The organism is Agrobacterium rosae, from assembly GCF_002915175.1.
Taxonomy (GTDB): domain Bacteria; phylum Pseudomonadota; class Alphaproteobacteria; order Rhizobiales; family Rhizobiaceae; genus Agrobacterium; species Agrobacterium rosae.
The window spans coordinates 587,299-600,221 of record NZ_NXEJ01000008.1 but is presented as its reverse complement, the minus strand read 5'-3'; the positions used below and the strand labels follow the sequence as shown (position 1 = coordinate 600,221).

The 12,923-nt window shown below is 56.2% G+C and carries 11 protein-coding genes; 8 read left to right on the top strand and 3 right to left on the bottom strand.

Annotation, left to right across the window (positions count from 1 at the left end; all coding sequences use genetic code 11):
- Positions 1–45: 45 nt before the first annotated feature.
- On the bottom strand, positions 46–999 hold the full coding sequence (xerD, locus tag CPJ18_RS18465) for a site-specific tyrosine recombinase XerD (RefSeq protein ID WP_103659617.1): 954 nt from the start codon (positions 997–999) through the stop codon (positions 46–48).
- A gap of 18 nt (positions 1,000–1,017) precedes the next feature.
- Entirely contained in the window at positions 1,018–1,167 is a 150-nt protein-coding gene (locus CPJ18_RS26850; protein WP_167397934.1) for a hypothetical protein, read from the bottom strand.
- Positions 1,168–1,339: 172 nt separating this feature from the next.
- Between CPJ18_RS26850 and CPJ18_RS18460 the strand changes: the two genes are divergently transcribed.
- A complete protein-coding gene (locus tag CPJ18_RS18460; protein WP_067652173.1) occupies positions 1,340–1,936 on the top strand; it encodes a shikimate kinase in 597 nt (198 codons plus the stop codon).
- Between the two features lie 4 nt (positions 1,937–1,940).
- Entirely contained in the window at positions 1,941–3,074 is a 1,134-nt protein-coding gene (aroB, locus tag CPJ18_RS18455; RefSeq protein ID WP_103659616.1) for a 3-dehydroquinate synthase, read from the top strand.
- 10 nt (positions 3,075–3,084) lie between these two features.
- On the opposite strand, the gene CPJ18_RS18450 is transcribed toward aroB, so the two are convergent.
- On the bottom strand, positions 3,085–3,366 hold the full coding sequence (locus CPJ18_RS18450; protein ID WP_077105178.1) for a BolA family protein: 282 nt from the start codon (positions 3,364–3,366) through the stop codon (positions 3,085–3,087).
- Positions 3,367–3,480: 114 nt separating this feature from the next.
- Between CPJ18_RS18450 and CPJ18_RS18445 the strand changes: the two genes are divergently transcribed.
- From CPJ18_RS18445 to CPJ18_RS18420, 6 genes are all read left to right on the top strand, one after another.
- The gene (locus tag CPJ18_RS18445) at positions 3,481–4,107 is read left to right on the top strand and encodes a J domain-containing protein (RefSeq protein WP_077105239.1); all 627 of its coding nucleotides are present in this window, start codon (positions 3,481–3,483) and stop codon (positions 4,105–4,107) included.
- A 64-nt stretch (positions 4,108–4,171) separates the two neighbouring features.
- Entirely contained in the window at positions 4,172–5,161 is a 990-nt protein-coding gene (cobS, locus tag CPJ18_RS18440; protein WP_077105179.1) for a cobaltochelatase subunit CobS, read from the top strand.
- 99 nt (positions 5,162–5,260) lie between these two features.
- Positions 5,261–7,165, top strand: a complete 1,905-nt coding sequence (gene cobT / locus CPJ18_RS18435; protein ID WP_077105180.1) for a cobaltochelatase subunit CobT — start codon at positions 5,261–5,263, stop codon at positions 7,163–7,165.
- An 85-nt stretch (positions 7,166–7,250) separates the two neighbouring features.
- Positions 7,251–8,186, top strand: coding sequence for an esterase-like activity of phytase family protein (locus tag CPJ18_RS18430; RefSeq protein ID WP_103659615.1), 936 nt, complete (start codon positions 7,251–7,253; stop codon positions 8,184–8,186).
- A gap of 327 nt (positions 8,187–8,513) precedes the next feature.
- Complete coding sequence (locus tag CPJ18_RS18425; protein ID WP_103659614.1) at positions 8,514–9,761, top strand: efflux RND transporter periplasmic adaptor subunit; 1,248 nt, start codon at positions 8,514–8,516, stop codon at positions 9,759–9,761.
- Positions 9,758–12,844 carry an efflux RND transporter permease subunit gene (locus CPJ18_RS18420; protein WP_077105181.1) on the top strand — a complete coding sequence of 1,029 codons (3,087 nt, stop codon included), beginning with the start codon at positions 9,758–9,760 and terminating at the stop codon, positions 12,842–12,844. The genes CPJ18_RS18425 and CPJ18_RS18420 overlap by 4 nt, the downstream gene beginning before the upstream one ends.
- The last annotated feature ends 79 nt before the right edge of the window (positions 12,845–12,923 follow it).

Sequence of the window (12,923 nt, the reverse complement as noted above, 5' to 3'; positions counted from 1 at the left end):
TTTTGCGCAAGGTTTGACCGGGTGGTCCCGGCGGTTCCGATCGCTCTATTCAAGGTTTTTGGCCTGTTTGGCAAGAGGGTGGTGTGTTTGTACCAGCTCTTGAAGCCGTTCTTCCAGCACATGTGTATAGATTTGTGTCGTGGAAATGTCCGAATGGCCAAGCAGTTCCTGCACGGCACGCAGGTCTGCACCATTCTGTAAAAGGTGGCTGGCAAAGGCATGGCGCATGATATGCGGTGAAATTGCCGAAGGCGAAAGACCCGCCCTGATGGCGATATCTTTCAGGTCGCGGGCAAAAACCTGACGCGGCAGATGCCCTTCTTTACCATTGGAAGGAAAAAGCCATGGGCTTTCGGGCAGTCCCTCCTTTTTCGGAACCAATGCTTTTCGCGCCCGGTCGTAGGTGTCCATGGCTTCCATCGCGGTCCGCGAAAGAAGCACCATGCGGTCCTTGTTGCCCTTACCGCGGATCATCAGGAAGCGGCCTTCATGTCGTAGAACTGTTGCGGGAAGCGAAACCAGTTCGCTGACACGCATGCCGGTTGCGTAAAGCAGCTCGAGCAAAAGATGCATGCGGATGCGAGCGACTTGTCCTGCCCCTTCCGTTTCTGCTTCCGTTTGCGCCTGTGCCAGAAGCTTCGTGACATCTGACACGCTCATGATCTTGGGTAGAGAGCGACCTTTTTTCGGCGCATCCAGGATGCCGGTGGGGTCATCGCCCCGAAGTCCTTCGGTGTAGAGAAACTTGTAGAACTGGCGCGTGGAGGACAAACGGCGCGCTTGCGAGGAGGCCGCAAATCCTTGTGTCGAAAGATGCCCGAGGTAGGCGGAAAGATCAGCCGTCGTCGCTTCCGACATCGGCGTCTTGCGTTCTCGCAAAAATTCTTCGAGATCGGTCAGGTCACGCTCGTAAGATGACAGCGTGTTTTCAGCAGCCCCGCGCTCGGCGCTCATCATTTCCAGAAAACTCTCAAGCCTTGCGGCGTCCTGACCAGCCATTGATGCGCTTTCGATAGATCAGGGGGTTGGGTTCAGACGCTCGGACGGAATGCGCACGGTGACTTCCCGCTCTTTTGGTTGAACCAGAGAGACAAGAGAAGCCATGCTGCCATAAATGATGCCCGCAATGGCGGCCAGCACGAAGATGAAGCGAAAAAGGGTTGGCATGGAAACTCCGGTGCACGTCTCAGGTCTTATATGAGACGCGCTTAAAGCAGGGACAAGGCCGTTGCTGTAAACCTAAGGCGCGTCTTTCGGGCGATTCTCTTTCTATAAGCCGCAATTTGGCTTGACGCTTCGTAAACATTTGCAGATACCGATCCCAAACGGGCCATCATTCATGAGTGAAACCAACACAAATTTTCATCCTGGATTGGGTGAAAAAACGATCGGTGAAAGAGCGCGGGCAAAGCTTGGACGACGAAACCTCGTTTTCGTGGGATTGATGGGTGCGGGCAAGTCCGCAATCGGCAGGCTTGTTGCGCAACACCTTAAAATTCCTTTCGTCGATACGGATATCGAAATCGAGCGCGTATCGCGCATGACGATTCCTGAGCTTTTCGCGTCCTATGGCGAAGACGAGTTTCGCGCGCTTGAAAAACGGGTGATCAAGCGTCTGCTTCGAGGCGGACCGAAGGTGGTGTCGACGGGTGGCGGTGCCTTCGTCAATGAAAGCACACGCCGGCACATCAAGCGTGGCGGTCTCTCCATGTGGCTGAAGGCCGACATCGAGGTGCTGTGGGAACGCGTCAACAAGCGCGACAATCGCCCTCTGCTCAAGACCGAGAACCCGAAGGCGACGTTGATGGAGCTGATGGAGCGCCGTCATCCGATTTATGAAGAAGCCGACATAACGATCGAGTCACGCGATGTCCGCAAGGAAATCATCGTGAACGAGGTACTCGAAGCCATCGTTGGTGCGGAACAGAAGGCCTGATCTCATGACATCTCATCCCGTCCAGACCGAAGAACATCTCGTGCATGTGCCGCTTGGTGATCGCGCCTATGATATTCTGATCGGCCCCGGTTTGGTTGCGCGGGCAGGCGGTGAGATTTCCTCCCGTCTCAAGGGCAAGCGTGCTGCTATCATCACCGATGAGCATGTGGCCCCGCTTTATCTTGAAGCTCTGACGGATGGCCTGCAGACCGATGGCATCGAGGCGGTATCGCTGACGCTTCCCGCCGGTGAAAAGACCAAGAGCTTCGAACATCTGATGACGGTCTGCGATACCGTGCTGGCTGCGCGCGTCGAGCGTAACGATGCCGTGATTGCGCTGGGTGGCGGCGTGATCGGCGATCTCGCGGGCTTTGCTGCGGGCATCGTGCGGCGCGGCGTGCGCTTCGTGCAGATACCGACATCGCTGTTGGCGCAGGTGGATTCGTCCGTCGGCGGCAAGACGGGCATCAACTCGCGCTACGGCAAAAACCTTCTCGGCGTTTTTCACCAGCCTGATCTCGTTCTGGCAGATACCGCCGTGCTTGATACGTTGAGCCCGCGTGAATTTCGTGCTGGCTACGCAGAAGTCGTCAAATACGGCCTTATCGACAAGCCGGAGTTTTTCGAATGGCTGGAAAACAACTGGTCGGATGTCGTGAAGGGCGGTCCCGCCCGCATCAAAGCCATTGCCACCAGCTGTCAGGCGAAGGCAGACGTCGTCGTGGCCGATGAGAGGGAGAACGGTGTTCGTGCGCTGCTCAATCTCGGCCACACCTTCGGTCACGCGCTGGAAGCGGCGACGGAATATGATAGCAAGCGTCTGGTGCATGGCGAAGGCGTGGCCATTGGCATGGTGCTGGCGCACCAGTTTTCAGCCCGCCTCAACCTTGCAAGCCCTGATGATGCAGCCCGTGTTGAGGCGCATCTGAAGGCCGTAGGGTTGCCGACGACGATGAAGGATATTCCCGGCGAATTGCCACCGGTGGAAACACTGATGGCTGCAATTGCGCAGGACAAGAAGGTGAAGGGCGGCAAGCTAACCTTCATCCTGACCCATGGCATTGGCCAGTCATTCGTGGCCGATGACGTCGCCTCTTCCGAGGTGCAATCTTTCCTTAGCGACAAACACCCCGGCTGACCGGACCAAGTCAGAAACGCGTGGCTTCACCCGGTGCCGCCACGTCTATGGCGAGTGCGTGAAGCCCCGCATCGAGCTCGGGCTTCAGCAATGCGTTGATCGCGCGGTGACGATCCACCCGTGACTTGCCGGAAAAGCTTTCCGACACTATCTGAACACGCATGTGCGTCTCACCCGTTCCGGTCATGTCGGGCTGATGGCCAGCGTGTAAATGACTTTCATCGATAACGTTCAACCTGACCGGTAAAAACGTCTCTTTGAGCTTGTTTTCAATGCTCTCTCGCAAGGACATCTGTTCGGTCTCCAAATCGTTATTGCATCTGAAAAAGGGCTCTCTAAGAGCCTGTAACATTCCGATTTGTCAATTCTTGTCGTGCGCATTCTCGCGCACCATAATCAGGTTACTATGAAATTGGATTCGAAATATTTCGACCGTATTCGCACGCGTCGCAAAAGGGAGCCGGAGCCGGAGATCAAGGCTCCAGTCTGCCAGTGGGACGGGTGCGAAAAGCCGGGCGTTCATCGCGCACCTGTCGGCCGTAATGCCGAGGGGCAGTTCTTCATGTTCTGTTTCGAGCATGTGAAAGAGTACAACAAGGGCTATAACTATTTTTCCGGTCTCTCAGATAGCGAGATCGCGCGCTATCAAAAGGAAGCCATTACCGGCCACCGCCCGACATGGACGGTCGGCGTAAACAAGACCGCAGGTGACAGCCCGTTGCACTCCACATTGCGTTCGGGTTCTGCTGGCGCGACCAATGCGCGCATCCGCGACCCATTTGGATTCACGGGGCAGGGGCGCAGCGGTGGTCCGCGTTATGCGCAGAGCCGCAAGCTGAAAACGCTGGAACAAAAAGCCTTTGATACGCTTGGGCTTTCTGTGAATGCCAAGCAAGAAGAGATCAAAAAGAGCTATAAAGAGCTTGTCAAAAAACACCATCCTGATGCTAATGGTGGTGATCGTGGTTCGGAAGAGCGTTTTCGTGCTGTTATTCAAGCGTACCAATTGTTAAAGCAATCTGGTTTCTGCTAAGCCCTTTCCTGTGATCGCCTGATAGATATGTGGCCGGGTGGCTGCTACCCGCCTTGGAGACGTTATGAGCAAAATTGACCTGGATATTACCAACCTGCCGGATACGACCGTGTCTGTGCGAGATGTTTTCGGCATCGATACGGACCTTCGCGTGCCTGCCTATTCGCAGGGCGACGCCTATGTGCCGGACCTCGATCCCGACTATCTGTTCGACCGTGACACCACCCTCGCCATTCTAGCCGGCTTTGCTCATAATCGACGGGTCATGGTATCCGGCTTCCATGGCACTGGCAAATCCACGCATATCGAACAGGTCGCCGCACGGCTGAACTGGCCTTGCGTGCGCGTCAATCTGGATAGCCACGTCAGCCGTATCGACCTCGTCGGAAAGGACGCCATCGTTCTGAAGGACGGCAAGCAGGTAACTGAGTTCAAGGACGGCATTCTGCCCTGGGCGTACCAACACAATGTCGCATTGGTTTTCGATGAGTATGATGCCGGTCGCCCGGACGTGATGTTCGTCATCCAGCGCGTGCTGGAATCCTCCGGCCGTTTGACGCTGCTCGACCAGAGCCGTGTTATCCGCCCACACCCTGCCTTCCGTATTTTCGCGACTGCCAATACGGTGGGCCTTGGTGATACGACCGGTCTTTACCACGGCACACAGCAGATCAACCAGGCGCAGATGGACCGTTGGTCTGTCGTGACAACGCTGAACTATCTGCCACACGAGCAGGAAGTTGCCATCGTCGTTGCCAAGGTGAAGAGCCTTGATAATGCCAAGGGCCGCGAAACCGCATCCAAGATGGTGCGCGTGGCCGACCTGACGCGTTCTGCCTTCGTCAACGGTGATCTCTCCACGGTCATGAGCCCGCGTACGGTCATCACCTGGGCGGAAAATGCCGATATCTTCGGCGATATCGCTTTTGCCTTCCGCGTCACCTTCCTCAACAAGTGCGATGAGCTGGAGCGGACGCTGGTGGCTGAACATTATCAGCGCGCATTCGGCGTTGAGCTGAAAGAAAGTGCTGCGAATATCGTTCTCAGCGCCTGATATTTTCCGATTTTTTCCGGAAGGCATCACCGACGAGTTGAAAAAGCCACCCTTTAGCCTTGCTGATAAGGGTGGCGTTCAGGATCGACAGGAAAGACAATGGCAGGCCGTGGCGACAATGTGAGACCCAAATCCGGGGCGGTAATCGATTCCGAACCTTTGCGTCAGGCCATCACAGGGTGCGTGCGGTCTGTGGCTGGAGATGCGCAGGTCGAGGTCGTGTTCGCTAATGAGCGGCCCGGCCTTGCCGGTGAACGCATGCGCCTGCCGGAAATTTCCAGAAAACCAACCGCACAGGAAATTGCCGTCACCCGTGGCCTGGGTGATTCCATGGCCTTGCGGATTGCCTGCCACAACAGTGATGTCCACGCCACCATGTCGCCTCAAGGGCCGGATGCGCGGCTCATCTTCGATGCGGTGGAACAGGCCCGTGTCGAATCCATCGGTGCGCGGCGCATGGCTGGCATGGCGTCCAATATCCGGGCGATGAACACCGAAAAATATGCCAAGGCGAATTTCGTCAACATCAATACCCAGGAAGACGCTCCGTTGGCCGAAGCCGTCGCGATGATGGTGCGCGAAAGACTGACGGGCGAGAAGCCGCCCGAGAGCGCTGGCAAGGTTCTGGATCTGTGGCGGTCCTTCATCGAGGAAAAGGCATCTGCCGATCTTCAGGACCTTTCGAAGGTCATGGACGACCAAAAGGCGTTCTCCAAGCTCATTCGCAAAATGCTGACCTCCATGCAGATGGCGGAGGATTTCGGCGACGACGAAGATCAGGACGAAAGCCAGGAGACCGATTCCGAAGAGGACCAGCCCGCCAGCAACGAGACGCAGGAAGAACAGGTCGAAGAAGAAGCCGGTTCCGATGCTGCCCCTGCCGAAGAGAGCGAAGCCTCTCAGGAGCAGATGGAAGATGGCGAGATGGATGGAGCCGAGATGTCGGAAGACGAAATGTCCGACGATCTCGATGAGGATTCCGAAACGCCTGGCGAAACCCGTCGTCCCAACAGCCCCTTCGATGATTTCAATGAGAAGGTGGATTACCGCATCTTCACGCAGGAATTCGACGAGGAGATTTCTGCCGAGGAGCTTTGCGACGAAGCTGAGTTAGACCGTCTCCGCGCCTTCCTCGACAAGCAACTCGCCCATTTGCAGGGTGCGGTTGGACGCTTGGCCAATCGGTTGCAACGTCGTCTGATGGCTCAGCAGAATCGCTCCTGGGATTTTGATCTTGAAGAGGGTTACCTTGACCCTGCGAGGCTTGTGCGTCTCGTTATCGACCCGATGCAGCCGCTCTCCTTCAAGAAGGAGCGGGACACGAAATTCCGCGATACGGTCGTGTCGCTGGTCATCGATAATTCAGGCTCCATGCGCGGCCGCCCGATTACCGTTGCCGCCACCTGCGCCGATATTCTGGCGCGCACGCTGGAGCGTTCTGGCGTCAAGGTCGAAATTCTCGGCTTCACGACCAAGGCCTGGAAGGGTGGACAATCGCGTGAGCAGTGGCTGGCCGGTGGCAAGCCGCCATCTCCCGGTCGCCTTAATGATCTGCGCCACATCATATACAAATCGGCAGATGCCCCATGGCGTCGTGCGCGCCGTAACCTTGGCCTCATGATGCGCGAAGGCCTGTTGAAGGAAAACATCGACGGCGAAGCGCTGATGTGGGCTCATAACCGACTCATCAATCGGCCCGAACAGCGCAAGATCATGATGATGATCTCCGACGGTGCGCCGGTGGATGACTCCACGCTGTCGGTCAATCCCGGCAATTATCTGGAACGGCATCTGCGCGCCGTCATCGAACAGATCGAAACCAAGTCATCGGTCGAGCTGCTCGCAATCGGCATCGGCCATGATGTGACGCGGTATTATCGTCGCGCGGTAACAATCGTAGACGCTGACGAACTGGCAGGCGCGATGACCGAGCAACTGGCAGCCCTTTTCGAAGATACCAGCAGCGCGCCACGCCGTTCCGGCAGGGCACGCCGTGCCAGCTAGGCAGTTTCTTGCCACTGCCATTCCGATCATAAAACGAGTTCTCGCTGGAGGGCTCGTTCTGATAGGCGCACTGGCTCCCTCCACCATGGCCGCGTCCACTGTCGACCTGCCGGTCAGTGCGCGTTTGATATCCGCCTTCAAAGTGGGTTCAGAGCAAAAACGGTTCGGCAAGCTGGAGTTTGTCGGCGGGTTGATCATGAGCTCTCCCGAACCGCTTTTCGGGGCAATCTCCAGCATTCGCTTTTTACCGGATGGCCGTCATTTTCTTGCGGTACTGGATACCGGCCACTGGTTGGCTGGCGCGATAGAGCGTGACCGGTCCGGTGTATTGTCTGGCCTTTCGGATGTTCGCATCGATCCTATGCTGGATGAAAACGGCCATGAGGCGAAACGCAAGATGGACATGGACGCCGAAGGTTTGGCGTTGCGCGGCGATCAAGCCTTCGTCAGCTATGAGCGCTGGCCGCGCATCGAAATTTTCGCCCACAAGGACCTTGCGACGGCAAAGCCTTTAGCCCAGCTGCCAGTTCTAATCCCGCTAGATGAGTTTCGTCGTAATGCGGGAATAGAGACGCTCGTGCCGTCGCCCGCCAACGGGCCACTCAAAGGAGCAATGCTGATCGTCGCAGAGGGCAGCTTCGATAAGGATGGCCATCTTTTTGCGGCGGTTCTTGAGGGGCCGCGCAAAGGAATTTTTGCCGTCGCCCATGATAATTCTTTTTCTGTGACGGATGGCGCATTCCTGCCCAACGGCGACCTGCTGTTGCTGGAACGGCGCTTTAATCTGGCGCAAGGCATCGGAATGCGCATCCGCCGGATTTCTGCCGGTACCATCAAACCTGGCGCAGTGGTTGATGGGGAAATCCTTATTCAGGCCGATCTTTCCAACCAGATCGACAATATGGAAGGCATTGATGTCGTTGTAGGACTAGATGGCTCGACGCGTCTCATACTCGTTTCAGACGACAATCATTCTTTCCTGCAAAGAAACGTCATGCTGGAATTCAAGCTCGCTGAGTAGAGCTGCCACTGTCTTTCACAGTGCGAAATTTTAGTGCGTTCGCAGTGGTCGTTATTAACGAATATCTTAAATATTACAGTAATTTAATCTTCCATCATCTTTCGTTTTGAGTATTTGGCGCGTTAAGTGTTTTAGAGAGAGAATGGTTGGATGCGTCGTTCACCCACTCCCTGCATACCCACATTCTATCAGCATAATACGACTCGTAAAATACACATAGACTGAGATTTTTTGAGTATTCATCCTTTCGCCAAGGATGATACTTTGATCTTTAAGTGTGTCATTTCGCTTGTCGCCGATCGGTTACTTTGTCCAAAGGACTTCTGCATGAAATATGTCATTACAGTCGTGCTGATTGCCGTGATCTCTGCTCTGCTCTTCATCAACCGTGAGGCGCTGGAGCCTTATCTACCTGCTTGGGCATCACAGACGGCGGTCAAGTCTTCGGATAACCATGCCTCGACAGACGCGCAATCGAAGAATGGTGGAAAACATGCCGGGGGCGGGCAGGCTGGAGCACGGACTACGACGGTAAAAGTTGCAGTTGCCAAGGCCGGCTCTATGCCGGTCGTACGTCAGACAATCGGCTCTATCGTTCCGGTTGCGCAAACCGCTTTGACCAGCCCGATTTCCGGCATTGTGGCGAGTGTGCTCGCCCGCGATGGCGCAGAGGTCAAGGCCGGAGATCTGCTGGTTCAGCTAGATGACCGCACGATTAAAGCCAATATAGAGCGCGATCAGGCGCAGCTCGCCAAGGATCAGGCCGTGCTGGACGCGGCGAATAACACACTGAGCCGCGTCGAGGCGCTTAGCAAGTCCGGCGTCGATACCCAGCAGCAACTCAGTGATGCCGGTGCCACGGTCAAGCAAGCTGCTGCTACCATTTCGGTCGATCAGGCAAATATCGCAGCCGACAACGTCGTGTTGTCGCAAAACCAGATCCGTGCGCCTTTTGATGGTAAACTGGGTGCTGTACTTCTGTCGGCGGGTGCCTATGTCGCTCCGGGTACCAGTGTCGTGATGTTGACGCAGATGAAGCCAGTTTATGCCGAGTTTACGCTGCCGGAACCCGATCTTGATCTCGTACGCGCCAATATAGCCAATAAAAATCTGACCGCGGACGTTTATCCAACGCAGTCTAAGAGCGACAAGGCAGCCGGTTCTGGCAACATCGTCTTTATCGACAACACCATCGATTCTGCATCTGGTACTTTCAAGCTGCGTGTAAAGCTCGACAACGATGCGGAAACATTCTGGCCCGGACAATTTTTGAATGTCACGGTCAACGCCGGCAAGATCGACAATCTGGTGACGATACCACTGGTTGCTCTTCAGCCGCGCGGCGATGGATATGTTTGCTTCGTCGTTCGTGCCGACAATACGATTGAGTTGCGAAAGGTCACGCTTGCGCTGAGCAACGGTGGCGTCGCCGGTGTCTCCGAAGGCCTGGCGGATGGCGAGACGGTCGTCATCGAAGGGCAGGCAAGCCTGACGGAAGGTAGTCATGTCACCGTCAATGACCAGACACATGGCACCGCTCCGAAGGCCAAGACAGCCAACGGTGTTGCACCATGAATATTTCTGAGATTTTCATCCGGCGACCCGTTGCGACGATCCTGCTGATCATCGGCGTATTGATAGCCGGTGCATCTGCTTACAAAAACCTGCCCGTTGCGGCGCTTCCGCAGGCAGATTTCCCGACCATCAACGTCAACGCACAGCTTGCGGGCGCAGCACCCGACACCATGGCGAGTTCGGTCGCAACGCCACTCATCAAGCAATTCGAAACCATTGCCGGTATCGATACGATCACGGCCAGCTCATCGCTCGGCAACACGCAGATCACGATCCAGTTCAACCTGTCACGCAACATCGATGCAGCAGCAGCGGATGTGCAGGCGGCAATTGCACGCGCGCAACGGCAACTGCCTGACAATATGACGTCTACACCGAGTTACCGCAAAGCGAACCCTGCTGACGCCGCGGTGATCATTCTTGCATTGACCGGTGATGGTGCCAATCTGACGAAGATGGATGATCTGGCCGAAAATGTCATTTCACCCGCCTTGTCGACAATATCAGGCGTGGCTCAGGCGCAGATATATGGCGCGAAAACCTATGCCGTGCGGGTGGAGGTCGATCCGTCGAAACTTTCCAGCCGTGGATTGTCGCTGGATAGCCTGTCCTCGACGCTGGCCGCCTCCAACGATCAATCCCCCATCGGAACGCTGCAGAACTCATCGCAAGCGCTGACGCTCGATGCATCTACTCAACGCGTAGACGCCGCTTCGTTCCGTACGTTGATCATCGCTAATCCCAATGGTCGCGTCGTCCGGTTGCAGGACGTTGCAACCGTGAAGGACAGTGTGGAGGTGGTCAATCAGGGTAGTTGGCTAGATGGTACGCCAGCCATCGTCCTGTCAGTGCAACGTCAGCCGGGTGCAAACACCGTGGCCGTCGTTGACGCCATCAAGGCGAAACTCCCTGAATTGCAAACAAGTCTGCCTGCGAATATGCACATCAATGTCGTCAATGATGCGTCGGTTTCGATCCGCGCCGCCGTTGACGATGTCGAAGTGACGCTCATGGTGACGCTCGGCCTCGTGATCCTGGTCATCTACCTGTTTCTGCGTCAGGTATGGGCAACGTTGATACCTGGGTTGGCCGTGCCTCTGTCACTGGTGGCAACACTTGGTGCGATGTACGCGTTGGGATTTTCGATCGACAATATCTCGCTTCTGGGGCTGACGCTGTCGGTCGGTCTGGTGGTGGATGATGCCATCGTGATGCTGGAAAATATTGTCCGCAAAGTCGAAGAGGGCATGCCGCCTTTCCAGGCTGCGATCGAAGGCAGCAGCGAGGTCACCGGCACCATCATCTCTATGTCGATTTCGCTGGTCGCGGTGTTTCTGCCGATCCTGCTAATGGGCGGAATCGTTGGTCGTGTGTTGAATGAATTCGGCGTTGTCGTCACGCTTGCCATCATGTCGTCTGCCGTCGTCTCGCTCACGGTCACGCCTATGCTTGCTGCCCGTTTGCCGCACCACGACGCGCCGGAGAACCCCAAGAAGACCCTGTTCGACCGGGCAACGGACGCTTACGGTCGGTCGGTTGGCTGGTGCCTCACGCATCGATTCGTCGTCATCGTGATGTTCGTGCTGACGTTGATCGGCTCTGGCTGGATGTTTTCAAGCCTTGCGCGCAGCTTCTTTCCGACGGAGGACATCGGTCTGTTGACGGTCTCGACGCAGGCTCGGCAGGACATCTCCTATAAGGCAATGAGCGTACTACAAACGCAAGCCGCCGACATCCTGTCGGCCGATCCAGCCGTTGCTCATGTCACGTCTACACTGGGGTCGGGCCCTGGCGGGTCGGCGCTGAATTCCGGTACACTTCTCGTGCAGCTCAAACCTGCGGACAACAGGCCAGCGCTTGAGGTCACGTTGGGCACATTGCGGCGTGCGCTGTCCGGTATTGCTGGTCTGAAAACATTCATTACGCCGCAGCAAAGTCTGCGTTTTGGTGGACGAAGCACCCAGAGCCTTTACCAGGTCGTATTGCAGTCCATCGATGCGTCGGCAGCACGCCAATGGTCGCAGACGCTTGGTGACGCTATGCGGGCAGATAGCGCGCACTTCGTCGATGTCGCTTCCGATTTGCAAGACAACGCTTTACAGGCGCACATCGAGGTGGATCATGACCGGGCAAACAGCCTTGGCGTGACATCACAAGCCCTGCGAACGACACTTGAAGCCGCGTTCGGCAGCTACGTGGCGACGCAGATTCAGACGACCGGTAACAGCTACGACGTTATCATCGAATACGACCAGTCGATAGAATGGAACGAGCAGTCGCTCGGGGCGCTTAAAGTGGGCTCGACGTCCGGCACGCTGGTGCCGCTGTTGAGCTTTGCCAAGATTACGCGCGTATCTGGCCCGGTTACCGTCAACCAGACTGGCCAGCTCACCGCCGTCACTCTGTCCTTTAACCTTCCAGCGGGCGTGGCGCTGGGAACAGCCACGGCGCAACTGGATGCGATCAAGCAGCAGATACAGCTTCCCACGACGGTGACCACCAGTCTGGCGGGCGCGGCCCAGATATTCAAACAGACGAGTGACAGCACCGGATTGCTCATCGGCGCGGCCATTCTTACCATCTACATCGTCCTGGGCGTGTTTTATGAGAGCTTCCTGCATCCGTTGACAATCCTGTCAGGCCTGCCTTCGGCGGCGTTTGGCGCGCTGCTTACACTCAAACTGTTCGGCTTCGATCTTTCCATCATCGCGCTCATCGGGCTGTTGATGCTGATCGGTATCGTCAAAAAGAACGCGATCATGATGATCGATGTGGCGCTGACGTTGCAGCGTGACGAGAAAATGCCAACGCTGGAGGCTATCCATGAAGCGGCAGTGCGCCGTCTTCGGCCCATCATGATGACGACATTCTGCGCCCTTTTCGGGGCTCTCCCCATCGCTTTGGGTACGGGGGCGAGTTCGGAGCTTCGTCAACCACTCGGCATCGCTGTCGTGGGCGGGCTCATCGTCAGCCAGATACTGACGCTGTTCATGACACCTGTCATATTTGTCGAAGTGGAGCGGTTTTCGGACTTTTTGAAGTCGCTGTGGAAGACCAAGCAGCACAAGGCCGTCACGGAGTAGTCACCGATAAGGATGATTTTCAGGAATGGGCTTGTAATATCATGCGTTTGATCTATTTGCGGACATGTGCAATGGTGCT